The organism is Oryzisolibacter propanilivorax, from assembly GCF_900103645.1.
Lineage (GTDB): Bacteria > Pseudomonadota > Gammaproteobacteria > Burkholderiales > Burkholderiaceae_C > Melaminivora > Melaminivora propanilivorax.
This window is the reverse complement of record NZ_FNHP01000004.1, coordinates 1-25,136: the sequence shown is the minus strand read 5'-3', so window position 1 is coordinate 25,136 and position 25,136 is coordinate 1. Positions and strand designations below refer to the sequence as shown.

Sequence of the window (25,136 nt, the reverse complement as noted above, 5' to 3'; positions counted from 1 at the left end):
TCACAGCGGCACCAGCACGTTCAGCGCCAGCCCACCCAGCACCAGCCAGACGAACAGCACGCTGGCCAGCAACAGCGGCCGTACGCCAGCGGCGCGGATGGCGCCCACGTGCGTCGTCAGCCCCAGCCCGGCCATGGCGATGGCCAGCAGCGCGTTGTCCAGGTGGATGCCGGCATGCACCGCAGGCTCGGGCAGCACGCCCAGCGAATTCACGCCGGCCATGGCGATGAACAGCACGGCGAACCACGGGATGGTGATGCCGCCGCGCGGGTTGGCGTTCCCGGCAGCGCTGCCACGCCCGCGGCGCGTCAGCCACAGCGACAGCACCAGCAGAAAGGGCGCCAGCATCATCACCCGCACCATCTTGGCGATCACCGCTACGTCGGCCGCCTGCGGGCCCACCGCGGCGCCGGCGGCCACCACCTGCGCCACCTCGTGGACGGTGGAGCCGACATAGCGGCCGTACTGCTGCACGTCCAGCGCCAGCCAGCCGTGCGCCGCGTTCCAGTGGAACAGCGCCGGGTACAGGAACATGCCCAGGGTGCCGAAGACCACCACCGTGGCCACGGCCACCGCCGCGTCGGACGGGCGGCCCTGTGCCACCGGTTCGGTGGCCAGCACGGCGGCCGCGCCGCAGATCGAGCTGCCTGCGCCCACCAGGATGCTGGTGCGCTGGTCCAGCCCCAGCCGCGCGCCCAGCCATTGGGCCAGCAGGAAGGTGCTGGTCAACATGGCGGCGTCGATCAGCACGCCGGCGACGCCGACCTGGCCGATGTCCTGGAACGTCAGGCGCAGGCCGTACAGCACGATGCCCGCGCGCAGCAGCCGGCCCTTGGCCAGGCCGACGCCGTCGGCGCAGCGCGGCGCCAGCGCCGGGTACAGGGTGTTGCCCACCAGCAGCCCGAGCACGATGGACAGGGTGAGCGCCGAGAAGCCGTGCGACGCCATCACCGGCAACTGCGCCAGCCAGGTGCCCAGCGCGGCCAGTGCGCCGGCCAGCAGCAGGCCGGGGAGCAGGCGCAGGGGCGACGAAGCGCGTGGGGCGGGTGTGGCAGCGGCCGGGGCCGCGGCAGGCAGGGTGGAAGAGGGAGAGGAAGAGGAAGAGAGACTGTGTTGCATGGTGCTGTCGATTGCCACCGCCACGGCTGCCTTGCGCATCACCGGCGGTGCTTGACTGGCACTTTAGAAAATCTGGCTATATTTGTATAACGAATACTTCTGTTAGCACCCATCGACGCAATCGATAGATGGGCGGCTTGCGCCTCCATGCTGCACCTCACGCTGCGCCAGATCGAGATCTTCAGCGCCGTCGCCCAAAGCGGCTCCACCGTCGCCGCGGCCGAGGTGCTGGGCCTGTCGCAATCGGCCACCAGCGCCGCGCTCAAGCAGCTGGAGCAGGGCCTGGGCGCGCCGCTGTTCGGCCGCGTCGGCCGTGCGCTGGTGCTCAACGATGCCGGGCGCGCAGTGCTGCCGCAGGCGCTGGCGCTGCTGGAGCAGGCGCAGGCCATCGAGCAGGCCTTCGCCGCACGCGCCGCGCCGGGCCGCGCGCGCTTGCCGGTGCGCCTGCGCGTGGCCGCCAGCACCACCATCGGCACCTATGTCCTGCCGCAGCTGCTGGCGCGCCTGGCGCGCAGCCACCCCGAAATCCACGTGGACCTGCAGGTGGCCAACACGCGCGAGGTGGCCGACGCGGTGCAGGCACTGCATGCCGACCTGGGGCTGATCGAGGGCGCCAGCCATGGCGATGGCCTGCAGGTGCAGTCCTGGCTGCGCGACGAGCTGGTGCTGGTGGCCGCGCCGGACCATGCGCTGGCGCTGCAGGCGCGCGCCCGGCCGCTGGATGCGCCCGCGCTGCGCGCCGCCAGCTGGCTGCTGCGCGAGCCCGGCTCGGGCACGCGCGAGATGGTCGAGCATGCGCTGCTGCCGCATCTGGGCCAGCTGCAGGTCAGCGCCACGCTGGGCAGTTCGGAGGCCATCGCGCGCTGCGTGGCGCGGGGGCTGGGGGTCAGCTGCCTGTCGCGGCTGCTGGTGCAGGCGCTGGTGGATGGCGGCGAGCTGGTGCTGTTGCCGACCACGCTGCCGCGGCTGTGGCGCGACTTCTCGCTGGTGCAGCGCACCGGCCGGCCGCTGTCGCCGGCGCGCCAGGCCTTCGTGCAGGCCTGCCTGGAACTGGCGCACGGGCCGTCCTAACCTGCGCGCGGCGCGCGGGCCGCCAGCAGGTCACTTCACCGGGATCGGCGTCTCGCGCGGCACCGGCACCGCCGAGATGCTGTTCTGCGGCGAGCCATCGACCAGCTTGTCCGAGTACGACAGGTAGACCAGCGCGTTGCGCTGCGCGTCCACCATGCGCACCACGCGCAGGCGCTTGAACAGGATCGACATGCGCTCGCTGAACACCTGCTGCTGGCGCGGCAGCGGCTTGCCGAAGGCCAGCGGGCCAACCTGGCGGCAGGCGATCGAGGCCTCGGCGCGGTCCTCGGCCAGGCCCAGCGTGCCCTTGATGCCACCGGTGCGCGCGCGCGAGACATAGCAGGTCACGCCCGCCACCAGCGGGTCGTCGTAAGCCTCGACGACGATGTCATGGTCGCGCCCGAGCCACTGGAAGGCCGTGTCCACGCTGCCGATGCGCTCGGCCTGCGCGCACGCGGCGCTGGCGGCCAGCGCCAGGCAGGCTCCCGCCACGGCGCGTCTCACGCCGCGCCCTTCTGCGCGGCCTCGGCGCAGCGCTGCGCCAGGTGCGCCAGCGCCTCCTCGACCTGGTCGACCAGCACCAGGCACAGGTCGCCCGGCGCCAGGCGCGCCAGCGCGTGGTCGATGGCGGTGAACTCGCCGTTGATCTCCACCACCTCGCGTGTGCGCGCCGCGCCCGCCAGGCCCTGGCGCAGCAGCGCCAGTACCTCGCCATCGGCGCGCCCGCGTTGGCAGGCATCCTGGTACAGCACCACCGCGTCGAAGGCCGCGCCCAGGATCTGCGTCTGCTCGCTGATGTCCTGGTCGCGCCGGTCGCCGGCACCGCTGATGACCACGCTGCGCCGCGCCGCCGGCATGCTCTGCACCGCCTGCACCAGCGCGCGCATGGCGTCCGGGTTGTGGCCGTAGTCGGCGATCACCGTGGCGCCGGCGTGGTCCATGACGTTGAAGCGCCCGGGGGCGTTGTCGCTGTCGTTCAGGAAGCCTGCCAGGCCGCGGCGGATGGTGTCCCATGGCAGGCTGCAGGCCCAGGCGGCGGCGATGGCGGCCATGGCGTTTTCCACTTGGAAGCCGATGCTGCCGGCACGCGTCAGCGGGATGTCGCGCAGCGGCACGCTCTCGCGCCACGAGCCCTCGGCGGCGACGATGTGCTCGCCGTCCACGTAGACCACGCGCGCACCCTGCGCGCGGTGCGTGGCCATGACCGGATGGTGCCGGTCGGCGGCGAAAAAGATGACCTTGCCCGGGCAGACCGGCGCCATGGCGGCGACCAGCGGGTCGGCTGCATTCAGCACGGCGAAGCCGTTGGGCGCCACGTTCTGCACGATGACACGCTTGAGCACCGCCACGTCTTCCACGGTGTCGATGAAGTTCATCCCCAGGTGGTCGCCCGCGCCGACGTTGGTCACCACCGCCACCTGGCAGCGGTCGAAGCCCAGGCCCTCGCGCAGGATGCCGCCGCGCGCGCATTCCAGCACCGCGGCGTCGGTCTCGGGGTGGAACAGCACATTGCGCGCGCTCTTCGGGCCCGAGCAGTCGCCGCTGTCGATCTGCCGGCCGTTCACATACACGCCATCGGTGTTGGTCATGCCCACGCGCAGGCCGTGCGCGCCCAGCAGGTGCGCGACGAGCCGGGTGGCGGTGGTCTTGCCGTTGGTGCCGGTGACGGCCACCACCGGGATGCGCCCGTCCTCGCCCGGCGGGAACAGCGCGTCGACCATCGGCACGCCGACATTGCGCGGACGACCAAACGAGGGCGACAGGTGCATGCGCAGGCCCGGTGCGGCGTTCACCTCGACGATGCCGCCGCTTTGCTCCTCCAGCGGGCGCAGCATGGTCTCGCAGACCACGTCCACGCCGCAGATGTGCAGGCCGATGGTCTGCGCCGCCTCCACGGCGCGCGCGGCGATGTCCGGGTGCACGTCGTCGGTCACGTCGGTGGCGCTGCCGCCGGTGGACAGGTTGGCGTTGTTGCGCAGCACCACGCGCTGGCCCTGCACGGGCACCGAGTCCGGCGTCAAGCCCTCGGCGGCCAGCCGTGCCAGGGCGATGTCGTCCAGGCGGATGCGCGTCAGCGCCGTGCCGTGGCCGGTGCCGCGGCGCGGGTCCTGGTTGACGATGTCCACCAGCTCGCGCACCGTGTGTCGGCCGTCGCCCAGCACCTGCGGCGGGTCGCGCCGCGCGGCAGCGACCAGCTGCTGGCCGACCACCAGCAGGCGGAAGTCGTGGCCGGGCAGGAAGCGCTCGACCATGACCTCGTCGCCATATTCGCGTGCCACGGCGTAGGCCGCCTCCAGCTGCGCGCGCGTGCCGATGTTGACCGTGACGCCCTTGCCCTGGTTGCCGTCCTGGGGCTTGACCACCACCGGCAGGCCGACCTCCTCGGCCACGCGCCAGGCGTCGTCCACATCCTGCACCGGGCGGCCCAGCGGCACCGGCACGCCGGCGGCGTGCAGCAGGCGTTTGGTCAGGTCCTTGTCCTGGGCGATGGACTCGGCCACGGCACTGGTCACGTCCAGCTCGGCGGCCTGGATGCGCCGCGCCTTCGAGCCCCAGCCCATCTGCACCAGCGAGCCGCTGGTCAGGCGCCGGATGGGAATGCCGCGCGCCAGCGCCGCGTCGGCCAGCGAACCGGTGGACGGGCCGATGCGCTCGTCCTCATCCAGCTCGCGCAGGCGGGCGATCAGCGCCGCCGCGTCGAACGGCGTGTCCTGCAACGCCGCCTGCAGCAGCGCCGCGGCCTGCTCCATGGCCAGCCGGCCGACGGCTTCTTCGGTGTATTCGACCACCACCTGCCAGGTGCCGTCTTCGGAGGTACGCCGGGTGCGGCTGAAGGTGACCGGGCAGCCAGCCTGCGCCTGCAGCTGCAGCGCGGCGACTTCCAGCACATGCGCCAGGCTCAGCGTCTGTCCGGCGCCATGCGGCTGCAGCGCACCGATGGCCGGGAAGCGCGCGCGCAACCGGTCCTCGAAGCCGGGCAGCGCGGCGTGGTCGCACTCGTCGGCGGCGCAGTGCACCACGGCCTCGATGGCGGTGCTGCGGGTCCACAGGTTGGGGCCGCGCAGGGCGCGGATGCGGGAGATCTGCATGGGGTAGGGTTCCAGCCGGTTTTAAGTCAAAAGTGCCTCTGGCCCTTACAAAACAAGGGCATCAAGCTATTTTTTTGATAGTGAACGCGTGCTCACGCGGTGTACTCGAAGGTCTTGATGCCGGCGGCGATCAGCTCGGGCGTGATGTCCAGCGCCCAGGCCGCGGCCACCGCCGCCAGCAGCGCGCCGGTGTCCGGGCGCTGGCCGCCGGCCAGCCGCAGGCCGTCCAGCGTGCCCAGCACGCGCTCGGCCGCGCCGCTGGCCAGCACCACCTGCGTGCCGCGCACGAACACGGCCCGTCCGGCCTCGCCACCGCCCTCCGAGCCGGCGCGGTGCGCGGCCACGTGCGCGTTGTCTTCATGCAGCGAATACAGCAGCACCTCGCCGTCGCACAGCCGCGCCAGGTCGGCGACGGGGTCAATGTCGGCGTTCAGCACGCCGGCGCCATCGGCCAGCACCACATCGATCTGCGTGCGCAGCACGCGCGTCATCTGGCCGGGCTCGGAGATGTCGTGGTCGCCCAGCTGCTGCCAGCCGTCCATGTCGGTGACCACGCCGACCAGGCAGCGGTCATACGCCAGGCCCTCGTCCAGGATGGAGCGGGCGGTGGTCTGGATGACGGCGGCCTCGGCCAGGCGGTTGGTCAGCAGGCGGTGCGCGCCGGCCCAGTGCGCGGCGCTGCCACCCTGGGTACGCCGGTTGGCGACGAACATGCCCTCGCTGCTGGCCACGCCGGTCAGCCGGCCCGACAGCTGCAGCAGCCAGCCGGTCAGGCGCGCGCTGAACGCGTTGCCCTGCGTGCCGACAATGCCCACCAGCGGGATGCGCCCGGGATGCACGCCGCCGCCGCTGCCCTCGGCCACGCGCGGGAACAGGTGGTCGGCGATGGCCATGCCCACCGGGCGCGGCGTGCCGGCGGTGGGCTTCAGGTGCATCAACAGGCCCGGGCCGGCGTTGACCTCCAGGATGGCGCCGCCCTGCGCCTGCATGGGCTGCGACACGTCTTTCAGGATCATGTCCATGCCGGCGATGTCCAGGCCGACAATTCTGGCCGCCAGCTGCGCGTAGTAGGCGACGTCCGGATGCACCTCGTCGGTGCAGTCGATGGCCATGTTGCCATTCCTTTGCAGCAGGATGCTGCGGCCCGCCTCGATCACGCTGTCGGCGGTCACGTCCTGGCGTTTCAGCTCCAGCTGCACCGCCGGGGCGTTGGCGTCGATCAGGCACAGCGGGTACTCCTGCTCGAAGCCGCGGCGCGGGTCCTGGTTTTCCACCTCCACCAGCCGGCGCAGTGTGTCGCGCCCGTTGCCGGTGACGCTCACCGTCTCGCCCTTGCAGGCCGCCACCACCTTGCCGCCCACCACCAGCAGGCGGTGCTCGATGCCCTCGATGAAGCGCTCGACGATGACCTCCGAGCCCTCGGGCTCGGCCAGCGCGAAGGCAGCCTTGATGTCAGCCTCGCGGGTCAGCTCCAGCGTCACCCCGCGCGCGTGGTTGCCGTCCGAGGGCTTGACGGTGACCGGCAGGCCGATGTCCTGGGCCACGGCCCAGGCCTCTTCGGCGCTGGCCACCACCTGGCCTTCGGGCACCGGCACGCCGCAGGACGCCAGCAGGCGCTTGGTGAAGTCCTTGTCCTGGGCGATGCCCTCGGCGATGGCGCTGGTCTGGTCGCTCTCGGCAGTCCAGATGCGCCGCTGCGCCGCGCCGTAGCCCAGCTGCACCAGGTTGCCGTCGTTCAGCCGGATGTGCGGGATGCGCCGCTCGGCGGCGGCGGCGACGATGCAGCCGGTGCTGGGGCCCAGGTAGCGGTCGTCGATGGCGGTCTTGATGGCCTGGATGGCAGCCGGCAGGTCGAAGGGCTGGTCGTTGATGGCGCACATCAGCAGCCGGTGGCCCTGCGCCAGCGCCACGCGCGCCACCGCCTCCTCGGGGCAGCGGAACACCATGCGGTAGATGCCGCGCCTGGAAGTTTCGCGCGTCTGGCCGAACTCCGCCGGCATGCCCGAGAGGTTGAGCAGCTCGATGACCACGTGCTCCAGCACATGGCCCATCCAGGTGCCGCCCTCCAGGCGCTGCAGGAAGCCGCCGCGCTCGCCCACGCCACAGTGGTGCTCAACCAGGTCGGGCAGCCAGGCCGTCAGGCGCTGGTTCAGGCCCGGAAGCTGGTGCGAGGGGTGGTCCTCCAGCGCGCCCAGGTCCAGCCAGACTTCGAGGATGGGGCGGTAGGTCCAGACGCTGGGGCCGCGCAGGTAGGTGGTGCGCAGCAGTTGGATGTCGGGGAAATGGGCCATGGAAAAAAGCAGCAGCAGGGTGAAGTTCGGTGCCGGATGGGCGAGCGGTGCGCGCCGACAGTGGGGCAGGGCGGGGCAGTGCTGAAATGGTACGTCGCGCGAGTATCGCGCCGATCGGCCGCGCCGCCTGTCAGCCGCGTCGGCCGCGCGGCCGTTAACCCGCTGGCGGGCGTGCGCCGCTGCCGGACAATCAGCCACGGGGCACCTTGGCCTCCAGGAATCACCACCAGTTCATGCAACCACTTTCCTTCCCGCACGACGCCAGCCTGCTGGCCACACCCCTGGCGCAGCCGGCGCTGGCAGCGCTCGCGCCTGGCGAGAACGCCGTGGCCGTGTTCGAGGTTGACCTCAGTGCCGCGCTGCAGTTCGCCCCCGGCCTGCTGGTGTTGACCGGGCGGCGCCTGCTGGCATGCAGCGCCGGCGATGCCCAGGCCGCGCCGGCGCTGCAGGAATGGCCGCTGCACCCCGGCCTGGAGCTGCGCCTGCACGAGCACGCCGGCGTGGGCACGCTGCAGCTGCACGACGCCGCGCAGCGCCTGGCGCTGTGGCGCTTCACGCTGACGCGCCAGCCGCAGGCAGTGGCCTTCCAGCAGGCCTTCGAGCGCAGGCTGCAGCAGCTGGACGCGCCACCCTCCCTGCCCGCGGCGGACGAAGACGTGCCGCGCTGCGCCGCTTGCCAGTCGCCCCTGCCGCCCGGCACCGACGAATGCCCGACCTGCGCGCGCCAGCAGCCGCCGCAGACCTCCACCTGGGTGCTGCTGCGCCTGTGGCGCTTCGCCCGGCCGTACAAGCGCCAGCTGGGCCTGGGCTTTGGCCTGACGCTGGCCTCCACGGCCGCATCGCTGGTGCCGCCGTACATGACCATCCCGCTCATGGACGAGATATTGATCCCCTACCAGAGCGGCCAGCAGATCCCGGTGGAGCGCGTGGCGCTGTACCTGGGCGGACTGTTGCTGGCGGCGCTGCTGGCCTGGGGCCTCGGGTGGGCGCGCACCTACGTGCTGGCGCTGGTGTCCGAGCGCATCGGCGCCGACCTGCGCACCACCACCTACCAGCATCTGATGCGTTTGTCGCTGGACTACTTCGGCAGCAAGCGCACCGGGGACCTGATGGCGCGCATCGGCTCGGAGACCGACCGCATCAACGTCTTCCTGTCGCTCAACGCGCTGGACTTCATCACCGACGTGCTGATGATTGCCATGACGGCGGCGATCCTGTTTTCCATCAACCCCTGGCTGGCGCTGGTGACGCTGGTGCCGCTGCCCTTCATCGCTTGGCTGATCCACACCGTGCGCGACAAGCTGCGCACCGGCTTCGAGCGCATCGACCGCGTCTGGAGCGAGGTGACCAACGTGCTGGCCGACACCATCCCCGGCATCCGCGTGGTCAAGGCCTTCGCGCAGGAGCGGCGCGAGGCCGAGCGATTTCGCGCCGCCAACCAGCACAACCTGGAAGTCAATGACCGCCTGAACAAGACCTGGAGCCTGTTCTCGCCCACGGTGTCGCTGATGACCGAGATCGGCCTGCTGGTGGTGTGGGGCTTCGGCATCTGGCTGGTGGCGCACAACCAGATCACGGTGGGCGTGCTGGCGGCGTTCATCGCCTACATCGGGCGCTTCTACACTCGGCTGGATTCGATGAGCCGCATCGTCTCGGTCACGCAAAAGGCCGCGGCCGGCGCCAAGCGCATCTTCGACATCCTGGACCACGTCAGCAACGTGCCCGACCCCGCGCAGCCGGTGCGTGTGGAGCGGGTGCAGGGCGCCATCGAGCTGCGCGGCGTGGGCCTGCGCGCCAGCAGCCGCATGATCCTGAAGGACGTGCGCCTGTCCATTCGCCCGGGCGAGATGATCGGCCTGGTGGGACACAGCGGTTCAGGCAAGAGCACGCTAGTGAACCTGATCTGCCGCTTCTACGACGTGACGCATGGCGCCATCCTGGTGGACGGGGTGGACGTGCGCCGCATGGCGGTGGCCGACTACCGCAGCCACATCGGCCTGGTGCTGCAGGAGCCGTTCCTGTTCTTCGGCACCGTGGCCGAGAACATCGCCTATGGCAAGCCGGACGCCACGCGCGAGGAAATCGTCGCCGCCGCGCGCGCCGCGCACGCGCACGACTTCATCCTGCGCCTGCCGCACGGCTACGACAGCCTGGTGGGCGAGCGCGGCCAGAGCCTGTCGGGCGGCGAGCGCCAGCGCATCTCGATCGCCCGGGCGCTGCTGATCGACCCGCGCATCCTGATCCTGGACGAGGCCACCTCGGCGGTGGACACCGAGACCGAGCAGGAAATCCAGAAGGCCCTGGACAACCTGGTCAAGGGCCGCACCACCATCGCCATCGCCCACCGCCTGTCCACGCTGCGCAAGGCCGACCGGCTGGTGGTGCTGGACCGCGGCGAGATCGTCGAGGTCGGCCCGCACGACGAATTGATGGAAAAACAGGGTGCCTACTGGCGCCTGTACGAAGCGCAGGCGCGCCGCGACGAGGGTGACGTGGGCAGCAGCCCCCCGGTGCTGGACAGCACCCTGCGCCATCCTTCCCACCCCGCCGGTCAGGTGGTGACGTGAGCCGCCTGCCCACTCCTTCAGCCCCATCCCCCGCCATGTCCATGCCGCCACCCGCCGATGACCTGTCCCTGACCCGCGATCCGCACGGTCGGTTGGTGCTGCACCTGCCCGGCGGCGTCGAGCACCAGGGCGTCACCCCGGTGCGCGCCTTTCCCGTGGCCGCGCCGCTGGAGGGCGTGTCACTGGTCGGCCAGGAGGGCTACGAGGTCGCCTGGATTCCGCGCCTGGACCAGGTGCCGCCTGCGCTGCGCGCGCTAATCGAGGACGAGCTGGCGGCGCGCGAATTCGTGCCCACCATCACCCGGCTGGTGGCGGTGTCGAGTTTTTCCACACCCAGCACCTGGCAGGTCGAGACCGACCGCGGCCCGTTCGAGCTGGTGCTCAAGGGCGAGGAGGACATCCGCCGCCTGGCCGGGCGCACGCACCTGCTCATCACCGCCAGCGGCGGGCTGCAGTTTCGCGTGCCCGACAGCGGCGCGCTAGACCGCGCCTCGCGCAAGCTGCTGGAGCGCTTTTTGTAGCAGCCGGGCGGCGCTGGGTGTGGGCGGGCGCCCGGAATGGGCTGGATCAGGCTGCGCCATTTTCTAAGGGTAAACCCTGATTTTGGCCCAGTCGCTCAAAAAGGCCTCAATTCACCCTTCTTTTTGCCGTAATGGATGTACGACGATGCGCTGGCTGCGGCCGGCGTGTCCGCATTGCTGCACCGGAGGGCCCTGACCATGCAATTGCCACCTGTTGACCGATCGACCCCTGCCTGGCGTCCCGCCCCGGCGGCCGATCTGTACTCCACGGGCGCGGGCGGCGCGGTGCCGGTGCGGCCGGTGCAGGCAGCCAACCCGGTGGAATCCACCGACCGCCTGGGCGAGGGCCTGAGCCTGCGCGAGTCGGCCGTGCCCGACCTGGGGCGCGTGCGCGACCCCGACAACGAGCACCGCGACTGGACCCTGGCCGAGCCGCAGAAGGAGCAGCCCCAGGAGCCCGAGCCGCCACCGCGCGACCCGCCGCTGTACAAGGAACTGCTGGAGTTTATCCAGTCCATGTGGCGCGCCAGCGGCAGCGCCGTGGAGCTGGCGCAGGAGATCAACAAGACCACCCTGACCGAGCGCCTGGCGCAGCAGGTGAAGAACGACGAGCCGCTGACCTACGCCGACCCCAAGATCAAACGCAGCGGAGGGGGCTGACCCCGCCTCGCCTGCGCTATACAAAAAATAGCTGCGTTCCCTTGTTCCATAAGGACAAGGGCGCTTTTTCATGCCGAACTGGCGGCCCGGGTCAGCCGCCCGGCGCCAGCGCGTTCGCCACGCCCGCGCTGACATGCCCGGCAGGCACGTGCCGCGCGGCCGAGCTGACGTGGCCGCTCTGGTCGTCGAAGAAGAAATCCGGCTCGAACTCGCGCAGGAACGGGCCTTTGTCCAGCCCGCCCAGGAACATCGCCTCGTCCACGGTGATGCCCCAGTCCAGCAGCGTGCGGATGGCGCGCTCGTGCGCCGGCGCGCTGCGCGCCGTCACCAGCGCGGTGCGGATGCGCATTTGGGAAGCGTCGGCCTGCTGCTGCAGCCGGTGCAGCGCGGCCAGCAGCGGCTTGAACGGCCCGTCCGCCAGCGGCGTGGCGGCGTGCGAGACCTCGTGCTGCACGAACGCCGGCAGGCCACTGGCCTGGTAGACCCGCTCGGCCTCGTCGGAAAACAGCACCGCGTCGCCGTCGAAGGCGATGCGCACCTCGCCAGGGTAGCGGTCGCCCGCCGGGGTGGCGTCCACCATCACCCGCGCGGCGGGAAAACCGATGGACAGGGCCTCGCGCACGTCCGCCTCGTTGGCCGACAGGAACAGGTGCGCGCCCAGCGGGCGCAGGTAGGAAAACGGGTTGCGCCCGCGCGTGAACACGCCGCGCTCGATGCGCATGCCCGCGGCCTGCGCCGAGGCGAACACGCGCATGCCGCTGGCCGGGTCGTTGCGCGAGAGCATGACCACCTCCACGCGCTGCGCCTGCACCGTGTTGAACGCCAGCAGCTTGCGCACCAGCGCGAACGCAATGCCCGGCCGCGCGGGCTGGTGCACCAGCTCCAGCTGCCGGCGCATGTAGGCCTGCTCGTCCCCGGCCTCGAACAGCCGGTTCTCCTCCTCCAGGTCGAACAGCGCGCGCGAGGAGATGGCGACGACCAGCTTGTCGGTCAGGGTGGTGGCCATGGTGTCTTTCGTGAAAGGGATGGTGCGCGGCAGCGTGCCGTTAAACAACGGCTCAAAATGGGCGCCACTCCAGTTCTCTCGCGCCCCAGACCAGCGGCAGCCGCGCAAGGGCCGCCCCGCCGTGCTGCGCTAGCGCCCCCTGCCCACAGCGCTGTGAGAGCGGGGGCTGAGGGCCGCGGCTCCGGGCCTGCCTGCGCAGGCCTGGACGGGCCCGAAGAGCTGCCGCCTCTGGCGGCTGCACCGAGGGCCGCATCTCAGGGGGGCGTTCTCTCACCTGACGAACTGATTCAGCTGAATGATCGGCATCAGCACCGCCAGCACGATCAGCATCACCACCAGCCCCATGGCGACGATCAGCAGCGGCTCCAGGATGGTCGCCAGCTGCAGCGCGCGGCGCTGCACCTCGGTGCCCAGCTGGCCGGCGGCGCGCTCGAGCATCTGCGGCAGCCGGCCGGTCTGCTCGCCCAGGCGCGCGAACATCGACAGCAGGCCGGGAAAGCGTTTCTTCTGCGCCAGCGCCGAGGCCAGCGGCGCGCCCTCGCGCACCAGCGCCAGGGCATGCAGCGCGTCGGCGCGCAGCGCGCGGTTGTTCAGCGTCTCGGCCGCGGCCTGCAGTGCGCGCAGGATGGGCACGCCGGCACCCGCCAGCATCGCCAGGGTGCTGGCGAAGCGCGCCGCGTTGTAGCCGCGCGCCAGCCGCCCGACCAGCGGCAGGCGCAGCCACCAGCCGTCGAACTTCTCACGAAAAGCCGGCCGGGCCAGGGCCATGCGCAGGCCTGCAGCGATCAAAACCAGAGCGCCCAGCAGCGCCCAGCCGTAGCTGCGCACAAAGTCGCTGATGGCCAGCATGGCCACCGTGAGAAACGGCAGGGCGCGCTTGCTGCCCGCGAATACGCCCGCCACCTGCGGCACCACGTAGCCCACCAGGAACAGCACGATGACGATCGCCACCAGCGTGACGATGGCCGGGTACAGCGCCGCGCCGACCAGCTTGGCGCGCAGCTGCTGGCGCGCCTCCAGGTCATCGGCCAGGCGCTCCAGCACCTCGCCCAGGGCGCCGCTGGCCTCGCCCGCGCCGATCACCGCGCAGTAGATCGGCGAGAACTCGCGCGGGTGCAGCGCCAGCGCCCGGGCAAACGGCGCGCCGGCGTTGACCTCGGCGCGCAGCGCGGCGACCAGGTGGCGCTGCGGCTCGGATTCGGCCTCCTCGGCCAGCGCGGTCAGCGCGCGCTCCAGCGGCAGGCCGGCGGCCACCAGGCCGGCCAGTTGGCGCGTCCACACCGCCAGCGCGGTGGCGTTGAACACCGGGCGCGTGAACAGGCGCTGCCCCAGGCCGGGCGCGCTGCCGTCCGCCGCATCGCCGGCCAGGGCCTGCACGTCCAGCGGCACCAGCGCCTGGGCGCGCAGCAGCCCGCGCGCCGCCTTGGGGCTGTCGGCGTCCAGCGTGCCGCGGCGCACGCGGCCTTCGGCGTCCAGGGCCTCAAAGGAAAAGGCGGGCATGCGTTAGACGGGGCTGTGGGTCGGCATGGAGGGGCAAGCCTGCGATGGTAGTTGCTAAGCGCCTCAAACTGTATAGCTTGCAAGCACTATCCTGCATGCCGAAATTTTCATGGCACGAGTTGAGCCATCGGTTGTACTCAAGACCGACTACCATCCCCCTCGTGAGCAGCAGAACATATTGGACTGACTCAGATAGGCGGCCTTGCTGATATTCGGGGCAGTTCATCCATGGCCCGGAAAATTCCCCCACTCAACCCATTGCGCTCCTTCGAAGCCGCGGCGCGCCACAACAGTTTCGCACGTGCCGCGCAGGAGCTGTCTGTCACGCCTGCGGCCATCAGCCGGCAGGTCAAGCTGCTCGAGGACTATTTCGGGGTGGAGTTCTTCCGGCGCGAGCCCAGTGGCATCAGCCTCACGCCAGAGGCCATGGACTACGCGAAGGGCCTGGGCAAGGCGTTCCGGCAAATCGCTTCGCTGACCGATGAATTCCGCACGCGGCACACCTCCAGCATCCTGACCATCCGCGGCTACACCACGTTCCTGGTGAAGTGGCTTGTGCCCAGGCTGCCGGACTTCCAAGCGGCGCACCCCCACATCAAGGTGCGGCTCTCCGGCGGTTCCTTCGCGCCTGCCGCGGGCAGCGGCGGGCAGGCCGACATCGTGATCCGCTACGGCGGCCCGCATTGGCCCGGCCACCGGGCGCTGCTGCTGTTCCGCGACGAACTGGTGCCCGTCTGCAGCCCGGACCTGCGCGCGCGCCAGTGTGCGGGCACCGCGGCCGCCGACCCCGCGGCCATCGCCGGATGGCCCCTGCTGTCGCTGGAGGCGCGCCGACAGGACTGGCACGACTGGTTCGCGCAGGCCGGCGTTCCCATGCCGCAGCAGCGCCTGCAGTCGTTCGAGGACATGGCCGTGGTGCTGGAGTTCGCGCGCCGGGGGCTGGGCGTCGCGCTGGTGCAGCGCCGCTACGTCGAGGAAGAACTGGCCGCGAGCAGCCTGGTCGCCGTGTCGGACGTGGTGCTCGGCCGGGAGCTCGGCTACTACGCCCTGGCACGCGACGAGGGCGCGGAAAAGTCGAAGGTGGATGCCTTCTTCGCATGGCTGGAGATGGTTGTTCCAGACCCTGAGCAGGCTTACCAAAAGTAAGCCTTCAAGGTACATATTCTCGTTTGAAAGTCCGCGCCGCGCGGCGCAGACTGCGGTTCCAACGGCATCGCCATCCCTGCGGCGGATGCGCTCCACAAGAAGCAAAGGAACCTACGTGGACTTTCACCTGAACGAACAACGCAAGCTCATGATCGCCTCGGTGCGAGACCTGGCCCAGGGCAAATTCAAGACCCGGGGCCTGCAGTACCTGGACGGCAGCTTTCCCTGGGACAACATCCGCGAACTGGCGCACATCGGTGTGCTGGGCATGGCGGTTCCGGAAGAGTACGGGGGGCTGGGCCTGCCGGTGTTCGACACGGCCCTGATTCTGGAGGAGATCGCCAAGACCTGCTATGTCACCGCGATGGCGGTGCTGGGCGAGGCGGGCGTGCAGACGCGCGTGATCTCCACCTATGCGCCCAAGGAGATGCGCGAGCGCATCCTGCCCAAGGTGTGCACCGGCGAATGCATTCTGGCCGTGTGCATGACGGAGCCGCATGCGGGCACCGATGTCGCCAACTACCGGACCAACACGGTTGTGAAGGGCGACCGCCTGGCACTCAACGGCACCAAGACGCTGATCAGCCGCGCACCCGAGGCCGGCGTGTTCGTGGTTTTCACGCGCATCAACGGCCAACCGGGGCGCGAGGGCATCGGCTGCGTGCTGGTCGAGGCCGGAACGCCGGGGCTGGCCGTCACTGGCACCTACCACACGCTGGGCGGGGAGAACCTCCACGAGGTGCAGTTCAACGACTGCGAGCTGCCGCTGGAGAACCTCGTCATTCGCGAGGACGGCTTCAAGAAGCTGCTGACCGCGTTCAACACGCAGCGCTGCCTGAACCCGAGCATCTCTCTTGGACTGGCCGAGGGGGCGTTCGACGAATCCATCAAGTACGTCAAGGAGCGCTCCATCTTCGGCGGCCCCATCTCCGATTCGCAGGGCATCCGCTGGAAGCTCGCGGACATGTACCGCGACATCGAAGGCGCGCGCGGCCTGCTGTACAAGGCCTGCGCCTCGGCCAACCCCTTCCCCGACCCGTTCCAGAGCGCCGTGGCCAAGATCACCTGCAACGAGGTGGCGATCCGCGTTACCAGCGAAGCCATCCAGGTGCACGGCGGGTACGGCTTCACGGACGAATACCTGGTCTCGCGCCTGTTCCGGGGCGCGCGCTACGGCACCCTGGGCGGCGGGGCCACCGAAACGCTCAAGGACCTGATCGGGCGCCGCCTGGTCAAGGACGGCGACTCGCCCGACGGCATCCTGGCGCTGGCGGCCTGAGCCGCGCCATGTTCGAGGACTCCATGCACACAGACACCCTGCCGCAGCATGTCCCGCTGCTGATCGACGGCCAGTGGATCGAGACGCCCGAACGGGTGCCCGCCTGCAACCCCTTCACCGGGCGCAGCGATTTCTCGGTCTGCGAATGCAGCGACGAACTGCTGGACCGTGCGCTTGCCGCTGCCAACGCAGCCAAGGCCGCCATCGCCGCCATGCCCGCGCGCGACAGGGCCGTGCTGCTGCGCCAGGCGGCGCAAGGCATCCGGCGGCACAGCGCGTCGATCGCGCGGACCATGGCGATCGAAACCGGCAAGCCCGTGGCCGACGGGCTGACCGAAGTCCTGCGCAGCGCCGAGACCTTCGAGCTGTCCGCACAGGAGGCGGTGCGCATCGAGGGTGCGCAGATTCCCATGGATTCCAGCGCCATCGGGGCGGGCAAGCTGGGCGTGAGCCTGCGCTTTCCCGTGGGCGTGGTGGCAGCCATCACCCCCTTCAACGCGCCGGTCAACCTGACGGCCCACAAGCTGGGACCGGCATGGGCCGCGGGCAACGCGGTCGTGCTCAAGCCCTCGCCGCAGTCCGCGCTGACCATTTGCCGGCTGGCCGAGGTGCTGCTGGAGGCCGGCATTCCCGCAGGCTGGCTGCAGGTGGTGCAGGGCGACCGGGCCGCCGCACGGCTGGTGGCTGCGCCGCAGGTGGACTTCGTCTCGTTCACGGGATCGAGCCGCATCGGGGAACGGGTGAAGGCCACGAGCGGCCTCAAGCGCGTGGCGCTGGAGCTGGGCGGCAACGGCTTCACGGTGGTCGCCGCCGATGCACCGCTGGAGGAGGCCGCGCAGGCCTGCGCGCGCAACAGCATGCGGCTGGCGGGCCAGAGCTGCATCTCCGTGCAGAACGTGCTGGTCCACCGTTCGCTCTACGAGGCGTTCACGGCCCGCGTCGCCGAGATCGTGCAGGCGCTGCGCGTAGGCGATCCGCTGGACGAGCGCACCGAAGTGGGCCCGGTGATCTCGGCGCACGCCGCGCGGCGGATACAGGGGCTGATCGACGGTGCCGTGGCCGCCGGCGCCAAGCGGGTGTGCGGAGGAAGCCACGCGGGCGCCCTGGTGCATCCCACCGTGCTGGCCGACGTGCCGTGGCACTGCGAGGCCATGCAGGGCGAGGTGTTCGGCCCGGTCGTGCTGCTGGCGCCCTTCGACGATGTGCGGCAGGTGTTCGACCTCGTCAACGCCGGGCCGTTCGGCCTGCAGGCGGGCATCTACACCCAGTCGCTGCCGCTGGCCATGCAGGCGGTGCGCACGCTGCGCATGGGTGCGGTGATCGTCAACGGAACCTCCACCTGGCGCTCGGACCAGGCGCCCTACGGCGGCGTCAAGGCCAGCGGGATCGGCAGGGAAGGGCCGCGCTTCGCCATCCAGGACATGACCGAAGAGCGGTTCGTCGTCTTCAACGTTTGAGAGGCAAGGGAACGACATGTTGTTGCTTGAAGCGGATGGAAAGCGGTTGTTCCGCGAGGCCGGCATCGCCGTGCCGCGCGGGGTTCGCGTCCGTGAATCGCAGGCAGTGCCCGCGCTGCCCGGCCATGGGCCCTGGATTGCCAAGGCCCAGGTGCCCGTCGGTGGCCGCGGCAAGGCCGGCGGCGTCCAGCGCGTGGAAGACGGCGCCGCGCTGCCCGCCGTGCTGGACGCATTGTTCGGCCTGCGCATCAAGGGATGCCAGACCAGGGACGTACTGGTCGAGGAGCCGTGCGCCGGCTCGGAGCACTACCTGGCGCTCATGGTGGATGCGAGCGCGGGTGGCATCCGCCTGATCCACAGCCCGCAGGGCGGCGTAGACATCGAGGCCCATGCGGCGCAGGGCCAGGGCTTCAACGAACTCCTGCCGCTGGACGAGGCGACCCTGCGCGGCGCCGTGCAGCGCATGAGCGCGCAGGCCGCTCCCGCGCTGCGCGCCGGGCTGCAGGAGGTGGGGGAGCGCCTGGTCGCGATGTTCCTCGCCCACCGGCTCATGCTGGCCGAAATCAATCCACTGTTCGCGCAGGAGGATGGGCGCTTCGTCGCGGGCGACGCGAAGGTGGTGGTCGACATGAATGCCGTCGATGCGGCTTCTCCGGTGCGGGCGATCCTGGCCGAGCAGCGGGACCTGTACCCCGATGCCTGGCGCAAGCTCTCCGAGGATTTCGATTTCGTCGAAATCGATCCGGCCGGCCGCGTGGGCTTGGTCACCACGGGCGCGGGCCTGTCCATGATGCTCATCGACGAACTGGTGGGCCAGGGCATCGCGCCGTTCAACTTCTGCGACATGCGCACCGGCCAGATGCGCGGCAGCCCCGAACGCCTGCTGCGGATCTTCGACTGGCTGGCCGCGGCGCCGGACGTGCAGGTGGTGCTGGTCAACATCTTCGCCGGCATCACGGACCTGTCGGAGTTCACGCAGCTGCTGGTGGATGCGCTGCAGGCCCGGCCGGAGTGCCGCTGGCCGATCGTGGCTCGCCTGGTGGGCAACGGGGAGGCGCAGGCCAGGGCGATCATCGCGCGCCATCCGGAACTGCCCATCGTCTTCGAGCCCGACCTGCAGCAAGCCATCGCGCGCGTGGGCCGCCTGCTGGGCAAGGCCTCGTGTACCAAGGAACAGGGGGCCTTCCATGCTGTTTGAACTGGACCGCGCCACACCCGTGCTGGTGCAGGGCATCACCGGGCGCATGGGGCAGAAGCACGCGGCGCTGATGCAGCGCTACGGCACCCGCATCGTCGGGGGCACCGGGCGCATGCGCGCCGGGGAGCCCCAGGCGTTTCCCGTCTTCGAGGACTGTGCCGAGGCCGCGCGCGCTACGGGCGCGCGGGTCAGCATCGCCCTGGTGCCGCCGCAGTCCACCTTGCAGGCCGTGGCGCAGGCCGTCCATGCCGGCATGAAGGTGGTGGTGACGGTGGCGGAAGGCATCGAGGTGCACGATGCGCTGCGCATCCGCGCGCTCACCCGCGAGGCCGGCGTGGAATGGGTCGGCGCCTCCACGCCGGGGCTGTGCATTCCGGGCCAAGTGAAACTGGGCTTCCTGCCCGATATCTCGCTGGCGCCCGGCGCGGTAGGGGTGATGTCCAAGAGCGGGACGTTGTCGTACGAAGTCGGACGGCGCATGGTGCAGCGCGGGCTGGGCCAGAGCGCCTGGATCGGCGTGGGCGGCGACCCGGTCAAAGGGCTGCGGTTCGCGGATCTCGCGCAAGGCTTCGCGCGCCATGCGCCCACGCAGGCCCTGCTGCTGGTCGGCGAGATCGGCGGGGACGAGGAAGAGGAATTCGCCGAGGCCTGGGCCGCGCTGCGCTGCCCCAAGCCCGTGTTCGCCCTGATCGCCGGCGCGCAGGCCAAGGAGGGCGTGACGATGGGCCACGCCGGCGCGCTGGTGCTGGGCGAGCGGGGCACGCTGGCCTCCAAGCAGCGGGCACTGCGCGCCGCGGGCGCCCAGGTCTTCGACACCATCGAGGCGCTGGTGGAGGCCCTGCCGGCCGCGCCAGGCCCCGGTTCTCACCACTGAAGCACAAGAAGGACTCCCATGACCCAATCCCTGCGAGGCGCGGAAATCATCGTCGACCACCTGATCGCCGAGAAAGTCCCCTACCTCTTCGGCCTGTGCGGCCACGGCATCGTGGGCCTGATGGATGCGGCGCTGGATCGCCGCGACCGCATCCGGACGGTGTCGGTGCATAACGAGCAGATCGCCGGGTTCGCGGCGGATGCTTATTACCGGGTGGCGCGCCAGCCCGCCGCCACGTTCACGTCCTGCGGCCCGGGCTCGATCAACATCCAGATGGCCATCGCCAACGCGATGTTCGATTCCTCCGCGCTGCTCGCGATCACGGGCAACGTGCCCACCCAGCAGTTCAACAAAGGGCCGTTTCAGGAGCTGGGGCACCACCACCAAGCGGACTTCGTCACCGCCATGCGTCCCTATGTGAAGCGCAGCTTCCAGGCGCCCCGAGCGGACATGCTGCCCGGCCTCATGCGCCAGGCCTGCACCGCCATGGTGGCCGGCCGGCCAGGGCCGGTGCACTTGGACGTTCCCTTCAACGTGTTCGAGGAGCGCGTGGAGGCGGGCATCGAGTCCCCCGAGGTGTGGCGCAAGGGCGTGGACTGGCGCAGTGCCGCGCCGGCGCAGGCCGTGGAGCGGGCGCTGTCGATGCTGCTGGAAGCCGAGCGCCCGCTGATCCTGGCCGGCCACGGCTGCCTCGTCGGCGATGCCGCCCAGGCGCTGGCCCGCGCCAGCCGGGTGCTGGGCATTCCCGTGGCCACCACGCCGCAGGGCAAGAGCGTGCTGGACGACCAGGATCCGCTGTACCTCGGGCCCACGGGGCGCGACGGCGGCTATCCCGGCAACCGCGCCACCCGCGGCTGCGACGTACTGCTGGCTCTGGGCACACGGTTTGGCGACCGGGGCACGAGCAGTTGGGCCGATGGTGTCACGCACAGCGTGGGTACGCGCATCATCCACGTGGACATTGATCCGTCCGCGCTGGCGCGCAACTACGCCACCGAACTGGGCGTGCTGGCCGATGCCGGCACCTTCCTGGAGCAGTTGGCGCAGGAAGCGCAGCGCCATGCGGATCTGCACCCGCAGCGGCGTGCCGGCTGGGTCACCACGACTGCGCACTGGCGATCGCTCTGGCGGGACGCGCTGGCTCCCGGCCAGCGCAGCGACGAGGCGCCGCTGCACCCGGGCCGGGTGGTGGCGGACATCGCCGCCGTGACGCCGCGCGAGGCGGTCGTGCTCTCCGATATCGGCCAGCACCACAGCTGGATGGTGCAGCAGTGGCCCGTGCGCGAGGGCGGGCTGTTCCTGCAGTCGGGCGGTTCGGCCACGATGGGCTTCGGGGTCGGCGGCGCCATAGGGGCCCAGTTGGCCGCGCAGGACAGGCCCATCGTCGCGGTGGTGGGGGACGGGGGCATGCTCATGCACGCCAGCGCCGTGGCCACCGCCGTCGAATACCGCCTGCCCATCGTCTGGGTGGTGTGGAACAACAGCGGCTACGTCTCCATCCGCGATCTGCAGAAGGGCTTCTACGGGCAGGACCGCGAATTCGCCACACGCTTTCGCGACAACGGCGTGGAGGGCGCGCTGCACAGTACCGACTACGCGCTGCTGGCCCAGGCCATGGGCGCGCAAGGCCTGCGCGTGGAGCGTGCCGCCGACCTCGCCGGACAGCTGGAGCGCGCGATCCGGTCGAACCGGCCCACAGTGCTGGACGTGCGCGTCAACGCTGACGCGCCGCGGCTCACGGCGGGCGCCTGGGACATGCCGCCCATCGCGGGGCCGCGCCCGAGCTTCGACCCCAATCCGCTGCACCGGGGCTGATTTCCACGTTTCTTCGCTACACAACCATGGAGACAAACATGAGCACATTTAACAGGAGACAGTTTATCGGTTGCGGCATCGCGATGGCAGGGGGCGTGCCCGCCCTGTCGCTCGCGCAAGGCAGCTACCCTTCGCGCGCCGTCACCATCGTCGTGCCGCTGAGCGCGGGAGGCGTGACCGACGTGGTGGCGCGCTACGTGGCCCAGAAGCTCTCGGAGGCGTGGAAGGCGCCCGTGGTGGTGGAGAACAAGCTGGGCGCGGGCGGCGGCGTTGGCGCGGAATACGTGGCCAAGGCGGCGCCCGACGGGTACACCCTCATCATGGGGACGGTGAGCTCGCACGCCATCAACGCCTCGGTCTACCCGAACCTGCGCTACGACAACCTGCGCGACTTCGAGCCCATCTCGCTGGTAGCTGCGGGGCCGAACATGCTGGTGGTGCACCCCAGCGTTCCGGTCAAGACCGTGGCGGAGCTGGTGCAGTACCTCAAGAGCCATCCCGACAAGCTGAGCTACGGCTCCACGGGCGTGGGCACGTCGACGCACGTCCTGGCGGAGCTGTTCAAGATGACCACGGGCACGTCCATGCTCCACGTGCCCTACAAGGGCAGCAGCCAGATGATGGCCGACCTGATCGCCGGGCAGGTGCAGCTCGCGTTCGACAACATGCCCACGGCGCTGGCGCAGGCCCGCGCCGGGAAGGTGCGCGCGCTGGGCATCAGCTCCGCGGAGCGCTGGCCGGACACGCCGGACATCCCGACCATCGCCGAAACCCTGCCGGGCTTCGTCGCCACCTCGTGGCAGGGCCTCTTCGCGCCCAAGGGCACGCCGGGCGACGTGCTTCGGCAGCTGTCCGCCCAGGTTCAGCGCATCCTGCAGGAGCCCGACACCGTGCGGCGGTTCCAAGAGCTGGGCACTCGCGCCTCCGGCATGCCCATGGGGCAGTTCCGCCAGTTCGTGCGCGACGAGACCGAGCGCTGGGCGGCCGTGGTCAAGAAGGCCGGCGCGCGCGCGGAAGGATGAAAGCCCTCGTGATCGGCGGCTCCGGGCTGGTGGGCGGGCACTTGGTCCGGGCGCTCGCGGCCGCGGGGTGGGAGACCGCCGCGACCCAGCGCACGCCGCCCCGGGCCTCGCCCGCGACCCACCGCGCCATCGCCCTGGACCTGCTCGACCCGGCGTCCGTGCAGGCGCTGCCGGGCCAGGTGGCGGGCGTGTCGCATGTGTTCTTCCTGGCCAGGACCTTGCAGAAGGGCTACCGGATCGAGCGGGAGTCGAACGTCCGCGTGCTGGAGGCGGTGCTCGACGTGCTGCAGGACCTGCCCTCGCTGCGGCACGTGCAGCTCGTGCATGGCCTGAAATGGTACGGATCGACGGCCGGTCCCTTTCCGGTGCCGGCGCGCGAGAGCGACCCGGTCCCCGGCGCTGCGCATTTCTACTACGACCAGCACGCCCTTGTGCGCGAGCGCGCCCAGGGACGGCCCTGGCACTGGTCGACGCTGCGGCCGCACTGCGTGAGCGGGGTGGCCACGCACAGTCCCAGCAACGTCATGCTGGGCATGGCGGTCTATGCCCAGCTCATGAAGGAGCAGGGCCTGCCGCTGGCCTTTCCCGGCTCGCAGGCGGCCTTCGATGCGCGGCTGACCTACACCTCGGCCGACCTGCTCGCCCGCGCCATGCTGTGGGCCGCCGCCGATCCGGCGGCGCGCGACGAGGACTTCAACGTCGCCAACGGCGACGTGTTCTCGTGGAGCCAGGTGTGGCCGGCGGTTGCCGCGGCCTTCGGCATGGAAGCCGCTCCGCCCCGGCCGCAGGCGCTGCGCGACACCATGCCGCCCCTGGCCGTTCTCTGGAGCCGGGTCGTCCAGCGCGATGCGCTGGTGCCCAATGCCTTGCCGGCGCTGGTGGACTGGAACTTCATGGACGCCACGCTGGCGCTGGCGTGGGAACAGACCATGTCGCTCGAAAAACTGCGGCGGCACGGCTTCGGCGAGACGGTGGATACGCCGGCCATGATCCTGGAGATCATCCAGGCCTACCGGCGCCTGCGTATCCTTCCCGCCCCATGAATCGCATCGCTTTTTCCACCGCCGCGCTGGGCGGAAATTTCGACGCCAAGGTGCAGGCCATGCGCCGGGCGGGCTTCCAGGCCACGGAGCTGTGGGCGCGCGACCTGTTCGAGCACTTCGAAGGCCCCGAGATCGCCCTGCGCAGGCTGCAAGACGAAGGCATGGCAGTCACCGCGCTGCAGGCCATCCGCCATTTTGAGGGCTGCCCGCCCGGCGAAAGGGCGTGGAAGCTGGACATCGCGCGCCGCATGATGGACCTGGCGAATCTCGCCGGCGCTCCGCTGGTCACGCTGGCCGCGAACTCGCAAGACTCGGCGCGGGGCGATGCGTCCTGCCTCATCGACGACCTGGGCGAGCTGGCCCGGGAGGCCGCAGCGCGCGGGCTGCGCATCGCCTACGAGCCCATCGCCTGGGCGCCCCATGTGAACCACTGGTGGCGTGCGCTGGAGCTTGTGGAGGCGGTGGACAGCCCCGCGCTCGGGCTGCAGCTGGACGTGTTCCACGCCTTCGTGCGTGGCGACACCCGCGTCGCGGCCGGCGAGATTGCGCCAGAGCGCCTGTTCCTCGTGGAGGTGTGCGACCTAGTTCCGCTGCGCATGCCGGCCGTCGAGGTCAGTCGCAGCTACCGCTTGCTGCCCGGCGAGGGCGCGATGCCGCTAGAAGCGTTCTTCGCCGACCTGCGGCGCACGGGCTACGCGGGCGACGTGGTGGTGGAGGTGTTCAACGCCGCCAGCCTGGCGCAGCCTGCCGAGGCCGTCGCGCGCAGGGCGTGGGACAGCATACGGCCGTGGTTCGACGACAAAGGAAGTTCAAGATGACCCAAGATTTCGATCCCGCCGGCGCGGCGAGCCGCCGCGCCGTCCTGGGCGATGCGCACGTGGACAAGCTGCAGGGGCAGGGCAGCCCCATGGATCGCGCGTGGAACATGTACGTCACCAACGTGAGCTGGGCAGGCACCTGGACCCGCCAGGTCATCGACCGCCCGACCCTGAGCCTGGTCACGCTGGCCATGCTGGCGGGGGCGGGGCAGATGGAGGAGTTCGAGCGCCACGTGCGCAATGCGCTGCTGCGCACCGGCGTGCCCCAGCTCCAGCTGCGGGAGGTGCTGCTGCACATCGGCCACTACTGCGGCATCCCCACGGGCGCGGCCTGCTTTGCCATCGTGCGCAAGGTGATGCGTGAGGAGGGTATCGCGCCCGATGCGGCGCTGCAGGAGGAGGTGGGCGGTGTCTACCGTACGATAGGGGCGGTGGAGCCCTCATTTTGAAGAGGTTTAGTACGGCCGCATCCGCAGCGTGTAAGCCCCGGGTGAGGGCTGACCTTGCCCCCGGAATCCGTACCCCATAGCGGGATCACGAATTGGCTTGCTTGGCCTGAGCCGCTTGCCAGTCTTGCTCGAAACGCACCGGGCTGACGTATGCCAGCGTCGAGTGCAGCCGGGTCCGGTTGTACCAGAGTACCCAGTCGATGACCTCGTC

The 25,136-nt window shown here is 70.6% G+C and carries 21 protein-coding genes; 14 read left to right on the top strand and 7 right to left on the bottom strand.

What is annotated here, in order from left to right; all coding sequences use genetic code 11:
* On the bottom strand, positions 1-1,119 hold the full coding sequence (locus tag BLQ61_RS07805) for a YeiH family protein (RefSeq protein WP_091569096.1): 1,119 nt from the start codon (positions 1,117-1,119) through the stop codon (positions 1-3).
* A 147-nt stretch (positions 1,120-1,266) separates the two neighbouring features.
* Between BLQ61_RS07805 and BLQ61_RS07800 the strand changes: the two genes are divergently transcribed.
* On the top strand, positions 1,267-2,190 hold the full coding sequence (locus BLQ61_RS07800) for a LysR family transcriptional regulator (RefSeq protein ID WP_091568700.1): 924 nt from the start codon (positions 1,267-1,269) through the stop codon (positions 2,188-2,190).
* Positions 2,191-2,220: 30 nt separating this feature from the next.
* On the opposite strand, the gene BLQ61_RS07795 is transcribed toward BLQ61_RS07800, so the two are convergent.
* The 3 genes from BLQ61_RS07795 to BLQ61_RS07785 all read right to left on the bottom strand — a co-directional run bounded on the left by BLQ61_RS07795 (position 2,221) and on the right by BLQ61_RS07785 (position 7,570).
* Complete coding sequence (locus BLQ61_RS07795) at positions 2,221-2,694, bottom strand: CreA family protein (RefSeq protein ID WP_091568698.1); 474 nt, start codon at positions 2,692-2,694, stop codon at positions 2,221-2,223.
* On the bottom strand, positions 2,691-5,279 hold the full coding sequence (cphA, locus tag BLQ61_RS07790; protein ID WP_091568697.1) for a cyanophycin synthetase: 2,589 nt from the start codon (positions 5,277-5,279) through the stop codon (positions 2,691-2,693). Before cphA ends, BLQ61_RS07795 begins: the two co-directional genes overlap by 4 nt.
* A 92-nt stretch (positions 5,280-5,371) precedes the next feature.
* The gene (locus tag BLQ61_RS07785; RefSeq protein ID WP_091568695.1) at positions 5,372-7,570 is read right to left on the bottom strand and encodes a cyanophycin synthetase; all 2,199 of its coding nucleotides are present in this window, start codon (positions 7,568-7,570) and stop codon (positions 5,372-5,374) included.
* 233 nt (positions 7,571-7,803) lie between these two features.
* Here BLQ61_RS07785 and BLQ61_RS07780 point away from each other — a divergent pair, with 233 nt between their 5' ends.
* The 3 genes from BLQ61_RS07780 (at position 7,804) to BLQ61_RS07770 (ending at position 11,318) form a co-directional block, all read left to right on the top strand.
* On the top strand, positions 7,804-10,137 hold the full coding sequence (locus tag BLQ61_RS07780) for a cyanophycin metabolism-associated ABC transporter (protein ID WP_091568694.1): 2,334 nt from the start codon (positions 7,804-7,806) through the stop codon (positions 10,135-10,137).
* 35 nt (positions 10,138-10,172) lie between these two features.
* Positions 10,173-10,658, top strand: coding sequence for a cyanophycin metabolism-associated DUF1854 family protein (locus BLQ61_RS07775; RefSeq protein ID WP_091568692.1), 486 nt, complete (start codon positions 10,173-10,175; stop codon positions 10,656-10,658).
* A 198-nt stretch (positions 10,659-10,856) separates the two neighbouring features.
* Entirely contained in the window at positions 10,857-11,318 is a 462-nt protein-coding gene (locus BLQ61_RS07770) for a hypothetical protein (protein WP_091569095.1), read from the top strand.
* A gap of 91 nt (positions 11,319-11,409) precedes the next feature.
* On the opposite strand, the gene BLQ61_RS07765 is transcribed toward BLQ61_RS07770, so the two are convergent.
* Together BLQ61_RS07765 and gspF are read right to left on the bottom strand one after the other, a co-directional pair.
* Positions 11,410-12,324 (bottom strand): 5'-nucleotidase, encoded by a 915-nt coding sequence (locus BLQ61_RS07765; protein ID WP_091569093.1) that lies wholly within the window; start codon positions 12,322-12,324, stop codon positions 11,410-11,412.
* A 270-nt stretch (positions 12,325-12,594) separates the two neighbouring features.
* The gene (gene gspF, locus BLQ61_RS07760) at positions 12,595-13,824 is read right to left on the bottom strand and encodes a type II secretion system inner membrane protein GspF (protein ID WP_091568690.1); all 1,230 of its coding nucleotides are present in this window, start codon (positions 13,822-13,824) and stop codon (positions 12,595-12,597) included.
* A 228-nt stretch (positions 13,825-14,052) separates the two neighbouring features.
* Between gspF and BLQ61_RS07755 the strand changes: the two genes are divergently transcribed.
* From BLQ61_RS07755 to BLQ61_RS07710, 10 genes are all read left to right on the top strand, one after another.
* Positions 14,053-14,970: a LysR substrate-binding domain-containing protein gene (locus tag BLQ61_RS07755; protein WP_091568689.1), complete on the top strand. Its 918-nt coding sequence runs from the start codon at positions 14,053-14,055 to the stop codon at positions 14,968-14,970.
* A 115-nt stretch (positions 14,971-15,085) separates the two neighbouring features.
* The gene (locus BLQ61_RS07750) at positions 15,086-16,249 is read left to right on the top strand and encodes an acyl-CoA dehydrogenase family protein (protein ID WP_091568687.1); all 1,164 of its coding nucleotides are present in this window, start codon (positions 15,086-15,088) and stop codon (positions 16,247-16,249) included.
* A 23-nt stretch (positions 16,250-16,272) separates the two neighbouring features.
* Positions 16,273-17,706, top strand: coding sequence for an aldehyde dehydrogenase family protein (locus BLQ61_RS07745; RefSeq protein ID WP_245703912.1), 1,434 nt, complete (start codon positions 16,273-16,275; stop codon positions 17,704-17,706).
* A gap of 16 nt (positions 17,707-17,722) precedes the next feature.
* Positions 17,723-18,904 carry an ATP-grasp domain-containing protein gene (locus tag BLQ61_RS07740; RefSeq protein WP_091568684.1) on the top strand — a complete coding sequence of 394 codons (1,182 nt, stop codon included), beginning with the start codon at positions 17,723-17,725 and terminating at the stop codon, positions 18,902-18,904.
* Positions 18,894-19,778, top strand: a complete 885-nt coding sequence (locus BLQ61_RS07735; protein ID WP_175488244.1) for a succinate--CoA ligase subunit alpha — start codon at positions 18,894-18,896, stop codon at positions 19,776-19,778. Before BLQ61_RS07740 ends, BLQ61_RS07735 begins: the two co-directional genes overlap by 11 nt.
* Before the next feature lie 18 nt (positions 19,779-19,796).
* Positions 19,797-21,593 carry a thiamine pyrophosphate-binding protein gene (locus BLQ61_RS07730; protein WP_091568680.1) on the top strand — a complete coding sequence of 599 codons (1,797 nt, stop codon included), beginning with the start codon at positions 19,797-19,799 and terminating at the stop codon, positions 21,591-21,593.
* A 38-nt stretch (positions 21,594-21,631) separates the two neighbouring features.
* Complete coding sequence (locus BLQ61_RS07725) at positions 21,632-22,615, top strand: Bug family tripartite tricarboxylate transporter substrate binding protein (protein WP_245703911.1); 984 nt, start codon at positions 21,632-21,634, stop codon at positions 22,613-22,615.
* Positions 22,612-23,658 carry an NAD-dependent epimerase/dehydratase family protein gene (locus BLQ61_RS07720; protein ID WP_091568677.1) on the top strand — a complete coding sequence of 349 codons (1,047 nt, stop codon included), beginning with the start codon at positions 22,612-22,614 and terminating at the stop codon, positions 23,656-23,658. The genes BLQ61_RS07725 and BLQ61_RS07720 overlap by 4 nt, the downstream gene beginning before the upstream one ends.
* On the top strand, positions 23,655-24,476 hold the full coding sequence (locus BLQ61_RS07715; protein WP_091568675.1) for a sugar phosphate isomerase/epimerase family protein: 822 nt from the start codon (positions 23,655-23,657) through the stop codon (positions 24,474-24,476). Before BLQ61_RS07720 ends, BLQ61_RS07715 begins: the two co-directional genes overlap by 4 nt.
* Positions 24,473-24,925 carry a carboxymuconolactone decarboxylase family protein gene (locus BLQ61_RS07710; RefSeq protein ID WP_091568674.1) on the top strand — a complete coding sequence of 151 codons (453 nt, stop codon included), beginning with the start codon at positions 24,473-24,475 and terminating at the stop codon, positions 24,923-24,925. Before BLQ61_RS07715 ends, BLQ61_RS07710 begins: the two co-directional genes overlap by 4 nt.
* Positions 24,926-25,010: 85 nt before the next feature.
* On the opposite strand, the gene BLQ61_RS17735 is transcribed toward BLQ61_RS07710, so the two are convergent.
* Positions 25,011-25,136: IS3 family transposase (locus BLQ61_RS17735; RefSeq protein WP_139182723.1), on the bottom strand; the 126-nt coding region annotated here is incomplete at its 5' end.